We start from the raw sequence: 20,482 nt of genomic DNA, 5'->3' as shown, positions 1-20,482 counted from the left end.
GAAGCACGTACCAAAGGTGGATATGGTTTAGGAGTATTTTCTAAAGACTTAAAAAAGAAATTAGGTGAATAAGATGGCTTTGGAAGATAAAAAATTTTTAGAGGCTTTAAACAATAAGTTTAAAGGAGAAGACCAGGAAAGTGATCACACCAGTTTCTACTGCTTTGACGGATGGAAGCAATCCGAAAGAAAAAGGGAATTCAATGATGCTGCTGAAAAGCTGGCTAAAGAAAGAAATATGCCTTTCTATAATCCTGACATTGGAGTACCGTTAGGTCAAAGGCAATTGATGGCATATAAAATCTCCGGTACTGAAGATTATGTTGAAGGGGATGATTTACACTTCTGTAACAATTCAGCTATCCAACAATTGGTGGATGACATTAAAAGAACCATTATTGTGGGAATGGACACAGCACATTCAGTATTGCAGGAAAGATTGGGTGTTGAAGTAACTCCAGAAACAATCAATGAGTATATGGAAAACATTAACCATGCGCTTCCTGGAGGAGCAGTAGTTCAAGAGCATATGGTGGAAGTGCATCCTGGTCTTGTAGATGATTGTTATGCTAAAATCTTTACAGGTAATGATGATTTGGCTGATGAATTAGATAAAAGAGTGTTGATTGATATCAACAAGGAGTTTCCTGAAGATCAGGCTGAAATGCTTAAAAAATATGTTGGAAATAAAACATATCAGGTAAGTAAAGTTCCTACACTTGTCGTAAGGGCTTGTGACGGAGGTACAGTTTCAAGATGGTCTGCTATGCAAATCGGTATGAGTTTCATTAATGCATATAAATTATGTGCCGGGGAAGCAGCTATTGCGGACTTTTCATATGCTGCAAAGCATGCGGACGTTATTGGTATGGCAGCATTCTTGCCGGCTAGACGTGCAAGAGGTCCTAATGAGCCTGGTGGTGTAGCATTTGGTACATTGGCAGATATTGTTCAAACCTCAAGAATTTCCGATGACCCTGCTGAGATAACCTTGGAAGTAATTGCTGCAGGAGCTGCATTATACGACCAGGTATGGCTAGGTTCATATATGTCTGGAGGAGTAGGATTTACTCAATATGCTAGTGCAACATACACTGATGATATTCTGGATGACTTTATCTATTATGGGATGGACTATGTAGAGGACAACTATGGAATGTGCCAAGCGGAGTTAAGCATGGATACAGTACGTGACATTTCCACTGAAGTAACACTTTATGGATTGGAACAATATGAATTGCCTACTCTTTTGGAAACACACTTTGGTGGTTCTCAAAGGGCTTCCGTGGTATCTGCAGCGGCAGGATGTTCTGCAGCTTTTGCTACAGGAAATTCAAATGCCGGTGTTAACGGTTGGTATCTAAGTATGATTTTGCATAAGGAAGCTCATTCCAGACTTGGATTTTATGGTTATGACTTGCAAGATCAGGCCGGCGCAGCCAATTCTTTATCAGTTAGAAGTGATGAAGGTTTAATTCACGAATTAAGAGGACCTAATTATCCAAACTATGCGATGAACGTAGGTCACCAACCAGAATATGCAGGAATTGCCCAAGCGCCTCATGCTGCAAGAGGAGATGCATTCTGTACAAATCCTCTAATTAAAATCGCTTTCGCAGATAGTAATAATACATTCGATTTCGGACATGTGAGAAAAGAAATCGCTAGAGGAGCTTTAAGGGAATTCATGCCATCTGGTGAAAGAGATATTATTATCCCATCAAGATAATTTTATCTCTTTTTATTTTTTTATTACGTCTCATTTTTATATTTTCTCATGTGGATGTTAAGGTTGAAAACATATTAATTTGGACACTATTGCATTTTATTAGAAAAATCGATTAATTAAATTAAAATTATAAAATTACTTTTAATCTCTTTATTCTCTTATAGATTACTTTTTTAATATAGTAACTACTAAAATAAAATTATATTAAATAAAAATGGATAATATATGTATTAAATTCATTTTTTGTTTTAAATCGATATTTGGCGGAATATGTGTATAATAGGGATATTATGAATAATATGATTGATTTTGAAGGAATAGAAATTGACCAAGAATTATTGGAAAGAACAAATCCTATATTTAACACTGCCAGAATGACTCTTTTTCAATTGGCTGCTGCAGGTCATGATGATGCCAAGGATGTAGCTCAAAAGTTGAATCTTACTCGGGAAGATACACAAGATAGTAAAACAGTTAAGGCCGATGAAGATGACCTTTTCATTAACAGTGTGATTATGGAAGTAAGATATGTTACTAATGGAAAAATAGCTAAAGAATCAGGTTTTGCTGAAGTTGACTTGCCATGTGGTTTCACACCTAGAGCCATTGAATTTGCAAAAAGTGGCAAGAAATTTGTTGGAATGGATCTTCCCGCAACCATTAATGAAGTTGAACCGGCTATTATGTCACTTTTAGATGAAGAACAGAAAAAACTTGTTAATTTTGAGGGTGTAGATGCAACTAATTATCAATCGCTTAAGTCTGCATTTGATAAGATTGAGGGGGAGGTATGTATAACAACAGAAGGACTCCTGATGTATCTTACAGATTCCGAGATGGATGTCCTGTGTGACAATATTAAAAAGATTCTTGCAGAGCATGGTGGATATTGGATTACTCTTGACCCTGAGATGTCTCTTCTCTACCTTTTGATAGTAAAATCCTTCTATGGGGAGCGAACACGGGAGATTATGTGGCAGTCTAAGTATAGAATAGATGATAAATCTGATGTAAATGCTATAGAAAATACAATAACCATTAGCGTCCGAGGTGATGTTCAGGAAAATATGAAGAATGCAATGAATTATATTAAATCCAAGGGATTTAAGTTGGAGAGGCTTCCGTATGCTGACTATGTGCCCGAGTTTAAAAGTTTAGAAAAGGCAAATCCTAAGATTGTAGCTCAGATTAGGGAAGGTTTTAAGAGAGTATGTATCTGGAAGATTACAGTTGATGAATCAGTTAATGTTGACATTTCTGATGTCGGGGCAGAGTCATTTAATGCGGATGCATCAATTGATGGTGACAGGCTTAATTTGGTTTTGTCAGGAAATCTTGATACATTGAGTGCACCTGAGCTTCTTGCTAATTATGAGAAGATTAAGAAAGATAATACTCTCAACAGTGTGTTTATTGACTGTTCTAACCTAGAATATGTGTCCTCTGCAGGGCTGCGTGTTCTTCTTATTATGCAAAATGACTGTGTGGATGGGGTTATAATGAAGTCATGTAATGAAACTGTTATTGGAGATTTATCAAATACTGATATAAAGATATTGTAAGAGCTAAAAGTACATTATATTTTGTATAGTTATAGGCAACAAACTTTTACAATGATTTTTGGTCTTTATGATATTTATTAAACTTGATTTTTGTTTCAAAATATAATAACTTAATTGATTATTGGATAGTTTAATCAAATTATTTTTCATTCTAATTTTCAAATACTGTATCTTCAATAATATTCAATTTAATCTTTGAAAAAACCATCTCCCAAAACTAAATGTCCGATTATAATTATCTAAAATGGGGATACTATACAATATGTAAAAATAATCTAAATTGTTAAAAAAATGAGTCTGTAAAATTTATAGGCTTATTTGATTTAATGTGTTTTTTCTGTCCAATTTTTCATTTGATATTCTAAAAATGTTAGAATTTCGTTTTTAGTTTCGTATTATTTTTTTATTTTTTTATCGAATTAAGGCCTAGTTGGATTTTATCCGAAATTTTCTAATTTGATTAACTGACAATATATTTTTATTCCTTGTTTTTTAGTAATCAATTTTGTTTTCACTGTTATCATAAGTATAAAAAATATTTAGGCATGACTAAAAAATTTAAATAATATGATAAATGAATAGTTAATATGGGGATGATTTGATGAAAAAAATTACTGTGGACATTTTAATGGGTATCGCAATCATATTGGAATTTTTTAGCCTTCCAATTTTAATTCATGAAATAATTGGAATTGCATTGGTATTTTTAATTATATTGCACATAAAATTTAATAAAAACTATTTTAAAGCAATACCTAAAGGAAAATATACTCTTAAAAGAACTATAGATCTTATCATAAAGATTGGATTGTTGATATCTTTATCTATAACTATCATTTCCGGCATCTGTTCCAGCATAAATTCATTGAAAAATTTAACAATTGGTAAGTATAAAATTTCGCATATTCATAAATCCTCTTCGATTATCAGCCTAATATTTTTAGGACTGCATTTACTGACTACTCGTAAAAAATTATCACGTGAAATTAAAAAATTACATTGACTTTCAGTTTTGAATTCTAGATTCAATAGTCCTGTTATTGTAAAAAAAGAAAAATTTTTTATAATTTTAAATGCAAAATCATTGCATCATTTCTTTTATCAGTGATTTTCATTGAGATTGGATATAAACTTAATTTTTTAGACAACATTTCAAGCATATTTTATGTAAATTAACTGTATTTATTGTTTTCTAATATTAATAGGGTCATGTCATCAAATTGGTCGTTATCTTCGACAAAATTAGTAACATCATTTAATATTGTATTTATTATATCTTTTTTAGAATTATTATTTAAACAGTTCAGTAATCTTTCTTCGCCGTACATTTTTTCATTTTTATTAATTGCATCGGTAATTCCGTCGGTGTATATAATTATTTTGCTTGGAAGCTCTATTTCCTCAGTTATAAAATTATATTCTTCAAAAATACCTAATGTAATGCCGTTTTCAACATCCAAAAATTCAAATTTATTATTTTTCTCAATTATTGGAGGATTATGTCCGGCATTAGCGAAAGATAGGATATTGGTTTTTTTATTGTAAATTCCCAACCATAATGTTATAAACATTGTTTCGCTGTTATTTCGGCATAAATGATTATTGGCAAAATATAATACCTTATCGGGATCTTTTTTATCATGCAATTGGTCTCTTATTATTGTTTGGGTGGTTGTTGCGAGTAATGCTGCAGGTACACCTTTTCCTGATGCATCACCAATTACAATAGCTATATTTTCATCATCTACTTCAAAGTAATCATAAAAGTCTCCACCAACTTCTTTTGCAGGTTCTGAAAATCCATATGCATGATAATATTCGTTTTCAATGGCTTCAGTTGGCAGATTTGATTGTTGGATTCTCTTGGAAATATCAAGTTCTGTTTTTATTCTCTCCCGTTCACTTTCAATTTTATTCATATTTTCAATATAATGATTATTATAGTTGATTAGGTTGGTGTAACTGCGCGCTAATTTTCCTATTTCGGTTTCTTCACTAATATATGGAGAATACACATCAAGCAGTCCTTCAGTTTTAATTTTTTCTCCTTCATGTATGAAACCGTCTATTTTTGAAAATGAACGTATAGGTTTGATTAATTTTTTTTCAATATAATTTAAAACAATGCCTGACGGTATGAAAAAGATTAATACAATAATGTCAGCACCCCGCAGTAGTTCCCATACTGTTTGGTCTTGTATTATGTCAAACTCCAAAACGTCAATTGTAGAATTGATATAAACGATAGCTCCTAGAATAATTATTAAAGTAATTAAAAGAAAGAAATCCATTATTTTTTCATGAGTGGTTTTATCTGGAACAACAAATTTGGATGTTATGGGCTTTGTTAAATAAATGTATACAATAGCAAGTAATAAAATGAATGCGGATATTGTATAAATTCTTTGTCCTTTAAATATATATTCGTCTACAGTAAAAATTATTGTTAAAATAATCATTATTATAAGAATACGCTTATAAAATAGATCATGTGGAGGTTTTGAACTTATTTTCGGAATGTGGAAATAATTTAATTTTCTAGCAATCCAAATACCGATTATTCCAAATATTGCTGCGAAATTAATATAATTAAGGAAATATTTTATATCGATATGATTAATCATATGTACTATAGAGGATTTATTCTTTCAATAGTCCATCCATAGAAATTGAATATATTAATCCGGTGATTAAGATTATTCCTAAAAATTTAGTTAAATTCCCGCTGTTTACTAATCGTGGGGGATGAATATCATCATCATTGAATTTTGTATACCATAATTTATATGACAAATATGAGACTGCAAAACCTATAATTAATCTGAATAAAAGAGTTTCAATTGGATATCCTTTAATATAATCACTCACGGTGTATCCTAAAACTGCTCCGATTGAGCCATATGGTCCTAACAATAATCCTGAAACAAATAATAATCCAATATGAGGATTCAATCCGTTTCCATAAATTTGATGGTTATTTATAATAAAAAAATTTCCCAAGTTTATTGTTATCATTAAAATAAATGGAATTATTGTTTTAATTAATTTATTTTTCATTATTCCGCTCTTTTAGTACATACTTATATTAAATTAATAGATTTCATTTACTATTTTTATTTGAGGTTTATATATTTTTGTTTTGGAAAATGTCTTTTCGTTCATTTGGTTTCAACCTAAATAGTAAAAAATAAATTATGTCTCAAATAAATAAAAGTTCATGCTGAATGCCATATTGTATTTTTTGAAAAAGTCATTTGAATGTTTAATGGCAAATAAAAAACATAGTGTGCTATTATTTATCATGTTTCTTTTATTTGCGATTATTTTGAATAATATTGATGGTATATATCACCAGATAGTTATGGTCGCATATGTCATTTTATTCGTTTCATATGGGATTCAATTGACTCGTGAAGTGATAAATGGTAAAGAGGTATTGCCTGCCTTTAATTTCAAGGACATTCCGAGGGGAATAATGACAATTGCCATATTGTTTGTTTATGGTTGTATTCAAGCACTCTTGTTTTTTGTTATTGCGTCAGTATTTGATTTTCCAAGTTTTGAAGTTGAGGAATTCATTTTGAAGTTTCCCGAAACAATTCATTTGATTTACACACATAGTCCTGTTGATTCAGTCTTGTTTTTTGCCTTAAGTCTGATAGTCCTTTATGTTGTGGGATTTTTCATGGAAATCGCTTTGGCTCATCTGGCAGATGGTGGAAGATTTTTAGATTCGTTCAATTTAAAATTACTTAAAATATATGTCGATAAAATTGGATGGGTAACTTATATTAAGGATTATACTGCTGTTTTACTGCTTTTGTTGGTTTTTACATTGTTTGATTTTGTACCTGTTATTACTGCATTTATGAGTACTTTGTCTGTTATGCTGATTTTGATTGTGGAATTCACTTCAATAGGATTCATCTTTAGAAAGACAAAAACTTAGTTGTTAATTCTTTCAATTTAAGGGGATGATGTTTGGAGTGCAATTATGAAAAAGAAAATTATATTTATGCTGGTAATTGTGATGGTGGCATTCATTAGATTATTTGCAATATCTGCAGTTGATGTAAATGATTAGAATCAAACAATATTTTCTATTGGTTCTCAAAAGCCAATAATCATAAATTAATTGCTGTTAAATTAGAAATTCCTTTTTTAATCAATTTAGACTACTTTCTTTCTATTAATAGAAAATAGTAATTCTAGCATATACAGCTTTTAAATCATCATCTGATTTTTCATATATTCTTTTTAGAATTAATTCGGGTGTACTTTTTGCAAGGAAATTCATTTTTGGAGTTCTATCAACAATCAGATTATAATTTTCATCTAATCCTTTTGCTTCAATACCGTCCACACGAATGTCGGTGTAATTCATTAATTCCCTTGCCATATGAGTGACAATCACACCGTAGGAATTGGATTCTTTAATCATATCAATGAATGTGGATATGATTTTAACGGCTGCATCAAGTTCTGTTATTCCTTCAAGTTCATCTAATAATACTAACTTTTCACTATTGGTGGTGACGATTGGTATGAACACATTTAAGAATGATTCAAATGCCCCTGCATCTAATGATCTTTTCTTGGAGAAGTGGTAAATTTCATCCAACAATTTTATCTCAGCATAATCAGCACTTACTGGAAGTCCCATTTGTGCCATGATGGATATCTGTGTTAATGTTTCGAGAAGTGTGGTTTTTCCACCACTGTTTGCTCCGGTTAAAAGCGCAATATTCTCATCTTGGGTAAGTTGATAATCAACAGTTTGCACATAATCCTCATCTTTTTTGAGTGCAAGTTCTAAATGCAGTGCTCCCTCTAGTTTAATTTCTTCACTAAATTGCGGTCTGCATAATCCGTATTCATATGCAAAACTTCCCAAACTGAATTCATAATCGAATTTTATTGCATCTTCAACTTCTTCAATGGCTCTTTTCTTAATTGAGTTTAGTTCAATAGCAGCACTTTTTTTAATGTCGAATATATCATTCTCTTTTTTGGATGATTGTTCCAGTGTTACTCTTTGAATTTCTGTTTCATCAATTTCAATAGGATATGTTCTGAGGTATGGGTCAAAACTTATTCCCGTTTTTTCACGGATGATGTCCTTTCGTTTATTGATAATTTCGTCAAATATTTTACTAATCTTTGGCGGGAAGTTGTTGTTTAATAAGTTGAGTATTTCATCTCCTTCAAGATCAACTTGTTTTATTGATTTTTCTAATTCATCATCCATATCATCCTTTAGAGAAATAACAAGTTCTTCTATGTCAACTTCTCTTTTGTCGATAATGTTCAATTCATTGATTATTGGGATGATGTCTCCGAGAACACTTTCCTTATTTCTGATTTTTTGAATTTCATGAACTCTTGAAAACAAATCCTTGTTTTGAATAAAGAAATTTATGATTTTTTCCGGTACAATTTCATAATCGTTCTCCTCAATATTAATCATTACAAGATTTGGCATTCCTTCAAAATCAAGAACTCCCTGAGAATAAACATAAAATACCAAATCATAATTCATCATTTCTTCTTGAAGAAGTGGTGAGTCACTGGCAGTTATGATTGGGTAATATTGGTTAAGGCCCAGATCACAAAGATATGAATTGTCTTCTTCACGTTCTACGAGAATAGCTTTACTTGGATCATATTCTGGTTTGGCTTCTTCAACTTCTTTTAAATTTCTCATCAGGCCTCTTAATTTGATTATCGGAAGTTGGGATACATGTTCCTTTGCATTCATTACAAAATCAAGCTGTGAATTTATTTTGTCAATATCTTTTGTCGGAGAAAGAAGCAGGATTCTGTTTTTGGAATATGTTGTATTTGAATAGGATAAGATTTTGTTTATGATGTCTTCATAAATTTCCATAGCTCTGTCGCTTTTAATAAATTCATAATTTGAATTGTTCAGCAGTTGGTTCATTATTTCAATTGCTTTTCGCTGGCTGATTCCTTCGACATTGGCTATTCTTTCAACATCAACATTATCAACTATTTTTTGGAGTTCTTCTTCGCCTCCAACGCTATTGATTATCTTTTCGGAGATCTTATCTCCAATACCTTTTATATTTTGCAATGTAATTCTTTCTCCTTGCATTTTTACCAAACCCTTTTTGTAGTAATACTATGCTTTTTAATATATATTCAATATTGCCGAGAGCATTTGATAAGTAATATCAGTAGTTGCCCAATGTATTTTTGGAACTGTACTTTAACAGTTCTTTTTCATTAACAGTTCCGTCAATTGCTTTTTTATAGACATCAATTATTTTACAATAGTTGTCATTCTTATAACGTCCGTCAATTGAGAAATTACAAAAACCAATTTCTTTTAGATGATTTATTTCATGTATTAATGAAAGTTCGCTGTCATTAAATATTGTCAGCTCTTCGCCTGAAATGCTTTTGTGAATCGGATATTTGTTATTTTTCCGGTCAATTAAATAAAATTCGCTTTTATTCTTAATCTGTTTAAATTCTTTTTTTGATAATATAGAATACCTTGTTTTCATTAACTCAACAGATCCCTGAACAAGCATTTCAATTCTTTCGCAATCTTTGCAGGAATCTATGATGTTTTCATAGTCTTTTTTATTCAGTTCCGGTGAAATTGTCAAAATATTGTATTCTTTCAAACTGTCTATCGTTTCGGTATTTGTAACATTCATTGAATACGGTCCATATTCAGAGTTAAAGTTCCCACTCATTACTGGAATGTTGCAATTCATTTTATTTAAGATTCCTCTAACTTTATTTAATGATTTTATTAGTTTGTCATGAGTTATATCAGGCCATTTCCAGATTAATTCATAATCTTTATCATGAGCTATTTCTATTGCATTTTTTAAAAATGTAATCATGTAATTGATGTTGTGTCTGTTGTCATGTGTGATGTCAAGATTATCATTATCTGGGGGAATTTCCAAATAAACTCTTTTAACACCATTAATTTCATTTAAATGATTTAAATTATTTGTGTAAAATGAAAAGTTAACTGAATTTTCATGTTTTTCAGGTTTATTCTGTGTTAAATTGATTTTTTTGATTTCATGTTTGTATGAATTTTCAACTTCTCTTTTTAACTCCTCAAACAGATTCCGTCTAAGTTCATTGATCTTGCTTAGTGGAATAAATAGTGTTCCGTCATAGTTGACATTGACCTGTGTTATTTCATAGGGGTAATTGTCAACTTTAATAAGTTGTTTTTTAATTGTTTCAGCTTCAACACTTTTTTTAAGAGGTTTTTCAAACGGTTTGTCGCTTGTAACTTCAGATTCGATTTGCCTATGGTTTAAAAGTGTTAATCTACCTTTTAAATTAGGATATTTGTTTTTTAAAGAAAAGGTTAATATCAATTTTGATTTGATAAAACTATTGCCTTTGGCTTCAATTTCTCTGACTTTTTTTGTTAAACTATTTCTTTTTGTCAGGTATGCGGTTGAGTCGGTTAAATCAAAATTGCTCTTTTTATTTTGCCAGACCTTTTTTATAATTAAAACCTTGTTTTTGCGGGTTAAATCTTTTATCTGTTTATTTTTTCCTTTTTTATAATGATTTAAACTTGTCAATAGGGGATTTTGAGAAATTTCAAATCCGTAATCATTATTTTTCTTGACAATTAATAATCCGTCACCCTTTTCAGGAATATTCTCAACAGAATCGTCTAATCTGATGGCGATTTGATTTTTGCTGCTGTTAATTACTTTACCTATTTTCAGGCCGACATGTCCTGCACGAATGCTTCTTTTGGATTTATGGTTGAATTGTCCTTCTATAAACCCTCGGTTAAACACTAAACTGATATCTTCGCTTTTACTTTCTTTATGGCTTTTTAACTTGTTCAATGCTTTTCTGTATTCGCTTACCACAACTGCCAGATATTCTTTGCTGCGCATCCTTCCTTCAATTTTGATGCAGCTGATATTCAATTCTGCAATTTCTTTCAGTTGATTAAATAAACTCAAATCGCAGGGGGATAAATAGTAATCTTCATGTTTTATTCCGGAAATTTTATATTTTTGACGGCAAGGCTGTGCACAGGTTCCTCTATTTCCACTTCGACCACCTTTAAAACTGCTCATAAGGCACTGTCCGGAATATGAATAACATAGTGCTCCGTGGGCAAATATTTCAAGTTCCATATTTGTTTTAAGTTCTGCAATTTCTTCTTTTCTCATTTCACGCGGAAGAACGACACGTCTAATTCCTTTACTTTCAAGATAATCCAGTTTCAGCTGATTTTCACAGGTCATCTGTGTTGATGCATGAACCTTTAAGTTAGGCAGATGTTTGCCGATTAACTCCAGTAATCCCAAATCCTGAACTAAAACCGCATCAACTCCGATTGCATATAGCTTTGAGAGATAATTCATAACCTCTTCCAGTTCATCCTGCTTGATTAATGTATTGACGGTAACGTAAACCTTAACGTTGTGCAGATGTGCTGTGTTTACTGCATCGCAAATTTCATCTAATGTGAAGTTTTCAGCGAACTTGCGAGCTCCATAATCCTTTCCGGATAAGTAAACAGAACTTGCTCCGGCATTTATCGCTACCTTTAAATGATCCATTGATCCGACAGGTGCAAGCAATTCAGGAATTCTCATTATTTGTCCTCATGTAATCTTCCTTCAATATAATTACCTTTGTTAATGTAAGATTGTGAGAAATCCATAATCTGGTATTTATATTTGCTAAGTTCTTCGGAATCTTTGTTTTTAAGGGATTCCGTATATATTGATAGGATTTGGGTTGTGTATTTTTCATTGGAATATCTGCAATCCAGAATCAGTGAATCAAGACCCATTTCCTTTATTTCGTTTATCTCTTCAATCAGACATAAACAGTCTTTGTTGATAATGTGGCTTTGTCTGTTGTAGTCAAAAAAGATTTTATATTTGAATTTCTTTCTTTTTTTATCTTCCAATGTGGCATAATCAGCATCATTGGATATGATGAAGTCTTTACCGTCATTTAGGTTGGTGAAGTCATCTTTACTTACAATAACTTCCAGGTTTCCATTGACTATCATCTCCAAATCAATGTTTCTGTCATGATTTTTAAGCACTATCTCTTTGATTTCTCTGCCTGAAAGTTCTGAAGATAAAATCAGTGATTTAAATCCTGCTGCATTTAAATTATGCACACAAAAGCTGTTCCAGACATTCAGGTTATGGTTTCCATATATGCTGCAGTCAAAGATTTCATCCATTCCTGGGAAATCTCCCATTACGGATATGATAATTCCTTCATTTTCAAGTTCTTTGACGATTTCGTTGCATTTAACCGCATCCTCCTGAGAAATGAATGATGATAAAACCCAAACAAATTCTGTCGGAGCTGCCATTAGACTGCCTTTTTTCAGTGTTTCCTTTATGTTTTCAAAATAATCGTCAGGATTGTTGTAATGGCAGTTTCCATCAAAATAGATTCTTTTCAAATCAAATCCTGAAGCCGCTGAAATCTGGGAGATGTCATCAATAAAAATTGAGAGTTTAGGAGTTTTCTTTTTGATTTTGCCAGGATTGTTTTCATAATCTTCAAAGAATTTTGTTAAATCCTTACGTACGGCCTTGACGGATTTTTTGGTTGGTGTGTAATGTTTCAGCAATAATTCCGTTGCTGTATCAAGGATTTCACGCCTGATCTGGTTGATTTCACGAATTGGTATGAAAATGTCTTTAGGCATATTGTTGAATCTGATGTTTTCAATGTAAAACGGTGTGCCTCCTGTTTTATTGAGCTGTTTTTCAATAGTTTCTTGAGTTACCGGTTTATTTTTAGCTTTTTCAAATTTATCTAATGTTTTATGTCTGAAATTAATCAGTTCATTGTCAATGTAATATTCAACTTTGGTAAATAAATTCAGAGTCTCATCCCATGTTAAAGACAGATTAATTCCAACATTATTTTTTATTCTTTCCTTTTCAAACTGCTTTAAATATTCGTGTGTTGATTTGGAATAACTGATGAATACTTCTGTTCCGACTTTGACAAGACGTGTTGTGTCTATTATGATTTCATTTTCATCCTGTTTTATGATGTTTTCCAGATAGATTCCCTTGATTTTGCCGTTATATTTAAAAGCTATTCCGTCACCAGGCTCCAGAATAATTGGAATTTCCTTATTTTTTATTTCAATTGTAACTTTAGTATCTTCAATATTTACAATATCTCCAATGTATAAGCCTTCATGTCCTGAATGACCTCTTCCCATAACTTCTCCAGGCTTATCTCCCATCATATATCCGTTTGTGAATTGTCTGTTGAAAACAAGGTGCAGGTCCTTTTTATAATCTCCAGGATTTCCGTCAATCAGGTTTCTGTAACTGTTTACAATAGTTCCTATATAATCTCCTGATTTCATTCTTCCTTCCAGTTTGAGAGATTTGACTCCTGCATTGGAAATGGCTTCTAAATTATTATATGTTGCAAGGTCATGTGTTGAGAGAAGATATCCGTTTCCAATATTGTATCCTCTATATTTTAATCTGTATTCACGTCTGCACGGCTGGGCACAGGCTCCTCTGTTTCCGCTTCTTCCGCTGTTATATGATGATATATAACATTTTCCGCTAACACAATAACAAAGAGCTCCGTGGCCGAATACCTCAATGTCCATATTAATGTTGTCCTGTTTAAGCTGGAGGTTTGTTTGTTTGATTTCGTCTATTGTTACCTCTCTTGGAAGTACGACTCTTTTGATATTATTTTTACTTGCCCATTTGATGGAAGGATAATTGTTTAAGCCCATTTGTGTTGATGCATGAACTTCCAAATCTGGAATGAATGTTTTTAAAAGCCATATTAATCCTAAATCCTGTACAATAACTGCATCCACTCCAATCTGATATAGTTTAAAGAGATACTGTAATACGTCAACAATTTCAAAATTGTTAACCAGAGTATTGACCGTAACATGGATTTTAACACCATTTAAATGAGCATAATTGACTGCCTTTTCAATTTCTTCCATTGTGAAGTTTTTAGCGTAAGCTCTTGCACCATAATTTTGCCCAGCAATATAAACTGCATCAGCTCCTGCATTAACTGCAATAACCAATACTTCATATGAGCCTGCTGGGGCCAATAATTCTTCTAAAACCATTTTATTAAAACACCTTGCATAGATTATACATTTATATCTCTGTAATTAATTATATATTAAATTAAAACATATTCTATGTTATGTACATAGTATTTGAAGGAATTGACGGTGCGGGAAAATCCACCCAAATTCAAATGTTAAAGGAATGGCTGGAAGCAAATGGATTTAGAGTTGACACATTGGTCGAACCGACCGATTCAGAAGTGGGTAAACTAATCCGCGAAATTTTACAGCGTCCTGATGCAACAACCGAAAGATTACAAAAAACATTGGCACTTTTGTTTGCAGCCGACAGGATGCTAATAATGGACAGATTGGAAGATGAATCTAAAATTATAATTTCAGACAGGTCATTTATTTCAAGTTTGGCTTATCAGGAACCTGCAGAATGGGTTGAAGTTTTAAACAGATATGCTAAAAAACCGGATTTGATAATTTTATTGGATTTGGATGTTGCTAAATCAGTTGCAAGAACCTCTGGTAAAGATACTTTTGAAAATGAGGAATTCCTAACTGGAGTTAAGGAAAATTACTTGAATTTGGCTAAAAATTATACCTGTGAAGTTATTGATGCAAATAATGGTGTGAATAAAGTTTCTTCTGATATTAAAAAAGCTGTAGCGCCTTATTTGGGAATTTGTCCGGATTGCATAAGGTAATTGTCATGCAGGAAATTATTGAGCTGCTGTCGAATTTGGATGGAGTTATTCGTGTTGAAAGATTAACTCCTGAAAATATTTTAAAAATCATTGATTTTGAATCCCGTCGTCGAGAAGAGTTGATTCCTCTTTTCAATAAGGGTATTCAGGAATGCTTTAAAAGAGAGGTATCATTGGTTATTTTTAAAAAGGGATTTTTCAGACCACCTCCAACACCAACCCTGCTTTTAATGTTTGACGGTGAAGTTTTAGGTCATGATATTTTCACTGATTCTCAAAAAGAGGAATTTTTGGATGATGAAGACGTTCAGTTTTTAAGTGATGATTTTATAATATTTAAGGATGTTTTGCATAATCATAATTTGGAAAAAGGCAATGAGTATTTTGTTTTACCTCCTGTACCTTTTCCGGAATTGGATGATTTTGATAATGTGTCTGAAGTTATTTCATCATCTCCATCAACACCAAGTGATGAATATTTAAAAGAAGAATATGGCTTTGGCCAAGATTCTTCTATTGCAACTATTTTTGTTTCATTCAACATTAAAGATTAAAATATTCATTTCGCTCACTGATTGCGGCTTTAATGTTGTCTAATGGAGTATTTGGAGCAATTCCACAACTTGGGGCGAGAATATCAATTCCATCGTCAATTGCTTTTTTAACATCTCCTTTAACTTCCTCTGAATTGCCGCTGAGCAATGTTTTTGAAGTTGAAATATTTCCAAGGATAACGCAATTGTCTTCGATTATTTCCTTTTGTGCCTGAGGAATGTCAACTGCCTCTTCAACACTGATTCCATCAAATCCGCAAGTTGCCATATCTTTAATAATCGGTTGTGTGGATCCGCAGATGTGTAATACTTTCAATACTTCAATATAATCTGCCAAATCTTCTAAATTAGGTTTAATCAATGATTTAAAATCATCTGGCGCTATTAATTCTGGAGATGCAGTCGGTTCGTTAACACATATTACGTCTGCTCCATGATTCTGGATTTCTTCAATGTAGTCCATGCTTACATCAACACAGTTTTCAACTGCTATTTCCACTTCTTCAATATCTGTTTTCATGTATCTTACAAGATTTTCAATTCCAAGCAGATGCCCTGTTAATGTGAATGGACCGGTAATTCCAACAATTATTGGCAATTCTTCATATTTTTCTTTTAAAATATCAATTGCTTCTAAAACAACGGGTATTCTTCCTCTTTTGGTGAAATCATCTGTAGCTTCAATATCATCAGCATATTCAAATGGTGAAATTTCAACCTCTGGAACCCTTTCATTACTTCCAAGATTAACGTCACATCCCAAAGCTTCTGCTTCTACAGTTAGACAGAATGGCAATCTTGCACATTCAAGTCCTGCAAGTTCATATAATGAGCTTGCAAGTGTAGCCATTTGATTGGCATCTTTATGTGCATCCGGCCATTTTAGACCATAATGATTCATTGCATCTATTGTTCCAAGTTGGGTTACACTTACAAATGGTTTTCTCTCAACTTTTTGTCCTGTAAGTGCATTTTTAAGGTTTTCTTTATAATTCATTTTAATCACTTTTTTTGTAAAATTGATTGTATTTAAATACATTCTCTTTGCAGTTTCTTACACATCTTAAGCATCCGAGCCCTGAACATAAATCACTTCTAAGACTAAATTCATTATTATTTAATGATAATGCATTTTCCGGGCAATTATTTACGCATTTCATGCATGAAATACAATTATCAAAGCTTATTTTCATAGTATTTGAAATGTCAATGCTTTTAATTGGTTTATCTCCAGCATCAGATATATCTTTTTCAAATAATTTATGAATTTGGGGGTTTTCCTCAAGAGGAGGCATTTCCTGATATCCGTATTTTGAAAGCCATTCCTCGTACTTTTCAAAAGGCAGTCCCTCTTCATAAATTGCCAATTCCAAGGAATATATTTTTTCAAAAATTTCAGAAGTCGCAAGCATTATGTGATTATTTTCAATATCGTCAGCTATCTCTTGGAGTTCATCAAGCAATTCAGGGTTTAAAACAATATCCTTAGCCATTGAAAGTGAGGTATTTCCAATCTGGAATACTTCTGTTGAAGATGGAGGGATCTGACCTATTTTCATGGACTTCAATGCATCAACATAAAATCCTGATGCTCCGGCCATATAAACTGAGTCAATTTCATCTAAATAAATATCAGAACTTTCAGCTAAAGTCAATTCGGCAGCTCTGAAAGCTCCCAATGCTTTTCCAATGTTGTTTATATCATTTTCAGTTAAATAAATGTCATCTTGAAGATAGATATTTTCTTTAATTCCTCCATTTTCAATAATTCCGTCTTCAATTCCAAGACAGAATGCTGCAATTACTCCTGTTCCTGTAATTCCGCAGGCTGTCATGTCACTTTTTTCAATGGTATCTCCATTGTGAGGATTGATTAAATCCCCATTTTGAACGAGCAGGTCATCGTCAAGGATTCTCATTCTCCAATTATTGTCCTCTTTTATGATATCGCAAATTGTATTTGGGGAAGCTAATCTTCCTTTTTCAATTGTCTGACCTTCAATTGCCGGTCCGGCAGCAGCTGAGGCAGTGTAAATTTCTCCTTCAACAATCAATGCCATTTCCGCATTTGTTCCAAAATCAATTATCAGAGAATCTTCATCTTTATCCAGGGCTCCTGATTTATAAAGCATTGCCAATGCATCGGCTCCCACTTCATGTTTGATTGCGGGAGGGATATAAACGTCTGCATCGGAAGGGATATTCAATCCGATTTCAGATGCCTTTATTTTTTTTGATTTTCTGGAAGGGGGTGTGATATTTTGACTTTTTAGGGCATTTTTTCCCCAATACGCCAAATCTCTTATTTCAATATTATTAAAAAGAGATAATTGAATTGGATTTCCACAAACAGATAATCTTTCAACATTTTCAACATCTAAACTACTTATGACTTTATTAATTGCATTAATTAATAAGTTATGGGCCTGATTTTGCCCCACATCAATAGCAAAATGCAAATGGTCAATAACATTTGCACCAGGTAAAGGATGTCTTAAGGTGATTGCTGTAGATATTGTTTTTTCAGTGGTCAAATCATAGCTTTGGGCTCGGATACCGCTTGTTCCAATATCTATTGCAATTCCAGTATGTTCTGCCATATTATCTTAGCTTGCATATTCGGATACGAACTCTCCGACAATATCACTGTATTCTTTTCTTAAATCTTCCCAATTCTTGTTATCATTTAGTATAGCATCTGCTAATTTTGGAGTGTGGTATGCTTCAACACCGTAGACTGTCATATCCATTGTTTCAACATAGTCTTTCCTAACGGCTCCTCCACCGCATCCGATAGCTGGAACTTCAAGACCTTCTTCCTTAAGTGCTTCAACAACTTTTGGAAATGCAGTCATTGTTGTAGTCATAAGTGCTGTGCCTGTCATGAATAATGGGTCATATTCTTTTACAGCTTCCACGACTCTTTCGGCCGCTACATCACGTCCTAAATCAATAGCTTCAAAACCTCCGGCTCTTAAAAACATTAAAATTAAGTTTTTACCGATGTCATGAGGGTCTCCTTCAGCTACAAAACATACTACTGTTCCTTTTGTATCGCTTTTACGACCAAGGACTTTTTCACATTCCTTAACGCTTTCTATCATTGCATCTCCGGCAAGCATCAAATCAGGTAAGAAATAGACTCCTTTTGTATATAATGTGCTCACTGCATCGATTCCTTTCATTAATGCACTATTGATTAATTCAATTGGGGAATAACCTTCGTCAAGGGATTTTTTAACATCTTTTAATGCGTTAATTTTATCTTCGTATAATATTTCTAAAGCTATTTTTCTAAATGGTTCTTCTGTTGGTAAAATTTCTTTTACTTCAGGATAATCTTCTGCTTTCATAGCAGCTCCTTCAGCGACAACATTATATCTGATAGCTATTTTATCTTGTGTTATTTTATCTTCCAAATCTTTATAACTCATTTCAATCCCTCTTATAATTCATAATTTTTAGGGTCGAAATCTTCTACTTTACGACCGTATCTTCTGACGCTACGTTTAATAAATTTAGATGAGTCATCTGGCAATTTATTAAATGTTCTGATTGCACTGTTCAAGCTGTCTTGTTCAAATCTGGTTAACTGTATTTTTTTAGCTTCAACAGCTTCGGTTATGATTTTTCCAACTTCCAGTGCAGCGGCAATGCTTCTTTGATATGGATCATCACCATATTCTACAATTGCTTCACCTATTCTGTATGCATTATCATATGCCAATATTAATGCTTGAGGATCTCTGTATTTGTCAGCTAAAGTGTATAGGTCTCTTAAGGTTTTTTCTTCTCCTGTTTGGATTGCAGTATTCATTAATGCAGCTTCAAATCCTGTTGCCTGAAGCCATACTTCAGGAGTAGTTCCTCCCATTTCCTCTCTGTGGTAAACGGATTCATTACTCCAGCAATCACAAATTCCTGCAATAAGGTTACCCATCAAGTCTGAATGTGCACAAACTGCATTTTTACCTTCTGTTGCAATTGGAACTCCACTGATGGATTTGACTATCGGGTTTTCATATCCGCAATCTTTTAAAGGTCCTTTTGCACCGCATTCAACAGCAACTAAACTGTTTGCTCCACCAATACCTCTTGCAATTGCGGCAAGGGTATGTGAACAGTCTTTGTCAAGCAATCCTCCTGCTAAAAACATTGCAGTGTTGGACTGTGAACAGTTAGTGTCTCCTCCAGGAATTACTTTGTGTTTGTTACAGATTTTTACAATCTCTTCCCACATGAATTCCATATCTATGCTTCCTAAAACACCGATACCGAATAGTATTGCTCTTGGATCTCCTCTTGAAATACCGTAATCAGAAACGGATTTTCCTCCTGTGGTTTCAATACATATTATTGATGCTCCATTTTCACAGCACTGTTCAATGGATTCCATCACGTTTTGGTATTGTTCTGATGTTCTATAGTTTGAGCCTTTTTCTTCATCCCTTATGTCTGCAGGGGTTGCCTTAAGGGCAACTTTGATTCCGTATTCATCATGGAACTTTTCTAGAACTTCCACTTGTGCCTGGGTACATGCACCTGCCCATTCAGGGTTTGCTGTCTGTTGGGCAATGTGTTCCTGTTCAATGATAAATGATGGAAGACCAATATTTAAAGCTCTTTGGCATGCGCTTATTGTTATGTTTCTGCATTCTGCAACCATACTCTCCATGGAATTTTCGCTGCCTTCTTTAGGAGCTACTTTTATTATTGGGTTTACATATCCTGCTCCAATTTCCATATCATATTTGGTTTTTACAGGATGTTTTGCAAATCCAAAAACCATGTCGTCTGGACTTTCATATTCCATTTTTGTAAATCGTTTCATACAATCACCTACAGTTAATTAA

At 32.9% G+C, this 20,482-nt stretch carries 15 protein-coding genes; 6 read left to right on the top strand and 9 right to left on the bottom strand.

Going from position 1 to position 20,482, the window contains the following annotated elements; genetic code table 11:
* Window positions 1–79: 79 nt before the first annotated feature.
* From mcrA to QZU75_RS11320, 3 genes are all read left to right on the top strand, one after another.
* On the top strand, window positions 80–1,729 hold the full coding sequence (mcrA, locus tag QZU75_RS11330; protein ID WP_296883838.1) for a coenzyme-B sulfoethylthiotransferase subunit alpha: 1,650 nt from the start codon (window positions 80–82) through the stop codon (window positions 1,727–1,729).
* A gap of 290 nt (window positions 1,730–2,019) precedes the next feature.
* Entirely contained in the window at window positions 2,020–3,291 is a 1,272-nt protein-coding gene (locus QZU75_RS11325) for an STAS domain-containing protein (RefSeq protein WP_296883837.1), read from the top strand.
* A 601-nt stretch (window positions 3,292–3,892) separates the two neighbouring features.
* Window positions 3,893–4,294, top strand: coding sequence for a DUF4405 domain-containing protein (locus QZU75_RS11320; protein ID WP_296883835.1), 402 nt, complete (start codon window positions 3,893–3,895; stop codon window positions 4,292–4,294).
* A gap of 169 nt (window positions 4,295–4,463) precedes the next feature.
* On the opposite strand, the gene QZU75_RS11315 is transcribed toward QZU75_RS11320, so the two are convergent.
* Window positions 4,464–5,750, bottom strand: coding sequence for a PP2C family protein-serine/threonine phosphatase (locus tag QZU75_RS11315; RefSeq protein ID WP_296883834.1), 1,287 nt, complete (start codon window positions 5,748–5,750; stop codon window positions 4,464–4,466).
* Between the two features lie 181 nt (window positions 5,751–5,931).
* A complete protein-coding gene (locus QZU75_RS11310; protein ID WP_296883832.1) occupies window positions 5,932–6,243 on the bottom strand; it encodes a hypothetical protein in 312 nt (103 codons plus the stop codon).
* Window positions 6,244–6,616: 373 nt separating this feature from the next.
* Between QZU75_RS11310 and QZU75_RS11305 the strand changes: the two genes are divergently transcribed.
* Window positions 6,617–7,240, top strand: coding sequence for a DUF4013 domain-containing protein (locus QZU75_RS11305; protein ID WP_296883831.1), 624 nt, complete (start codon window positions 6,617–6,619; stop codon window positions 7,238–7,240).
* Window positions 7,241–7,480: 240 nt separating this feature from the next.
* Here the strand turns inward: QZU75_RS11305 and QZU75_RS11300 are convergent, their stop codons facing one another.
* From QZU75_RS11300 to QZU75_RS11290, 3 genes are all read right to left on the bottom strand, one after another.
* Window positions 7,481–9,406, bottom strand: coding sequence for an endonuclease MutS2 (locus QZU75_RS11300; protein WP_296883830.1), 1,926 nt, complete (start codon window positions 9,404–9,406; stop codon window positions 7,481–7,483).
* A gap of 79 nt (window positions 9,407–9,485) precedes the next feature.
* On the bottom strand, window positions 9,486–11,915 hold the full coding sequence (locus QZU75_RS11295) for a U32 family peptidase (RefSeq protein WP_296883828.1): 2,430 nt from the start codon (window positions 11,913–11,915) through the stop codon (window positions 9,486–9,488).
* Complete coding sequence (locus QZU75_RS11290) at window positions 11,915–14,416, bottom strand: U32 family peptidase (RefSeq protein ID WP_296883827.1); 2,502 nt, start codon at window positions 14,414–14,416, stop codon at window positions 11,915–11,917. The genes QZU75_RS11295 and QZU75_RS11290 overlap by 1 nt, the downstream gene beginning before the upstream one ends.
* 80 nt (window positions 14,417–14,496) lie before the next feature.
* Between QZU75_RS11290 and tmk the strand changes: the two genes are divergently transcribed.
* Together tmk and QZU75_RS11280 are read left to right on the top strand one after the other, a co-directional pair.
* On the top strand, window positions 14,497–15,075 hold the full coding sequence (gene tmk, locus QZU75_RS11285) for a dTMP kinase (RefSeq protein WP_296883826.1): 579 nt from the start codon (window positions 14,497–14,499) through the stop codon (window positions 15,073–15,075).
* A gap of 5 nt (window positions 15,076–15,080) precedes the next feature.
* A complete protein-coding gene (locus tag QZU75_RS11280; RefSeq protein WP_296883824.1) occupies window positions 15,081–15,629 on the top strand; it encodes a hypothetical protein in 549 nt (182 codons plus the stop codon).
* Here QZU75_RS11280 and mtaA read toward each other — a convergent pair.
* The 4 genes from mtaA to mtaB are packed head-to-tail and all read right to left on the bottom strand — an operon-like array spanning window position 15,619 to window position 20,460.
* Window positions 15,619–16,626, bottom strand: a complete 1,008-nt coding sequence (gene mtaA / locus QZU75_RS11275) for a methylcobamide:CoM methyltransferase MtaA (protein ID WP_296883823.1) — start codon at window positions 16,624–16,626, stop codon at window positions 15,619–15,621. The two genes, QZU75_RS11280 and mtaA, sit on opposite strands and share 11 nt — an antisense overlap.
* 1 nt (window position 16,627) lies before the next feature.
* Window positions 16,628–18,229 carry a methylamine methyltransferase corrinoid protein reductive activase gene (locus tag QZU75_RS11270; protein WP_296883822.1) on the bottom strand — a complete coding sequence of 534 codons (1,602 nt, stop codon included), beginning with the start codon at window positions 18,227–18,229 and terminating at the stop codon, window positions 16,628–16,630.
* 6 nt (window positions 18,230–18,235) lie between these two features.
* Entirely contained in the window at window positions 18,236–19,063 is an 828-nt protein-coding gene (gene mtaC / locus QZU75_RS11265) for a methanol--corrinoid protein MtaC (protein ID WP_296883821.1), read from the bottom strand.
* A gap of 11 nt (window positions 19,064–19,074) precedes the next feature.
* Window positions 19,075–20,460 carry a methanol--corrinoid protein co-methyltransferase MtaB gene (gene mtaB / locus QZU75_RS11260; protein ID WP_296883820.1) on the bottom strand — a complete coding sequence of 462 codons (1,386 nt, stop codon included), beginning with the start codon at window positions 20,458–20,460 and terminating at the stop codon, window positions 19,075–19,077.
* Window positions 20,461–20,482: the final 22 nt, after the last annotated feature.

The sequence above is a fragment of the uncultured Methanobrevibacter sp. genome (genome assembly GCF_902764455.1).
Taxonomy (GTDB): Archaea; Methanobacteriota; Methanobacteria; order Methanobacteriales; family Methanobacteriaceae; genus Methanocatella.
The sequence above is the reverse complement of the archived record's forward strand: the minus strand, read 5'-3'. Positions and strand labels throughout refer to the sequence as shown.

Excerpts from the sequence above, each read along its gene's own strand:
- tmk (WP_296883826.1), top strand. The coding sequence starts at position 14,497 with ATGTACATAGTATTTGAAGGAATTGACGGTGCGGGAAAATCCACCCAA.
- QZU75_RS11290 (WP_296883827.1), bottom strand. The coding sequence starts at position 14,416 with ATGGTTTTAGAAGAATTATTGGCCCCAGCAGGCTCATATGAAGTATTG.
- QZU75_RS11270 (WP_296883822.1), bottom strand. The coding sequence starts at position 18,229 with ATGGCAGAACATACTGGAATTGCAATAGATATTGGAACAAGCGGTATC.
- QZU75_RS11325 (WP_296883837.1), top strand. The coding sequence starts at position 2,020 with ATGAATAATATGATTGATTTTGAAGGAATAGAAATTGACCAAGAATTA.
- QZU75_RS11280 (WP_296883824.1), top strand. The coding sequence starts at position 15,081 with ATGCAGGAAATTATTGAGCTGCTGTCGAATTTGGATGGAGTTATTCGT.
- mtaB (WP_296883820.1), bottom strand. The coding sequence starts at position 20,460 with ATGAAACGATTTACAAAAATGGAATATGAAAGTCCAGACGACATGGTT.
- QZU75_RS11295 (WP_296883828.1), bottom strand. The coding sequence starts at position 11,915 with ATGAGAATTCCTGAATTGCTTGCACCTGTCGGATCAATGGATCATTTA.
- QZU75_RS11315 (WP_296883834.1), bottom strand. The coding sequence starts at position 5,750 with ATGATTATTTTAACAATAATTTTTACTGTAGACGAATATATATTTAAA.
- QZU75_RS11320 (WP_296883835.1), top strand. The coding sequence starts at position 3,893 with ATGAAAAAAATTACTGTGGACATTTTAATGGGTATCGCAATCATATTG.
- mtaA (WP_296883823.1), bottom strand. The coding sequence starts at position 16,626 with ATGAATTATAAAGAAAACCTTAAAAATGCACTTACAGGACAAAAAGTT.
- mtaC (WP_296883821.1), bottom strand. The coding sequence starts at position 19,063 with ATGAGTTATAAAGATTTGGAAGATAAAATAACACAAGATAAAATAGCT.
- QZU75_RS11300 (WP_296883830.1), bottom strand. The coding sequence starts at position 9,406 with ATGCAAGGAGAAAGAATTACATTGCAAAATATAAAAGGTATTGGAGAT.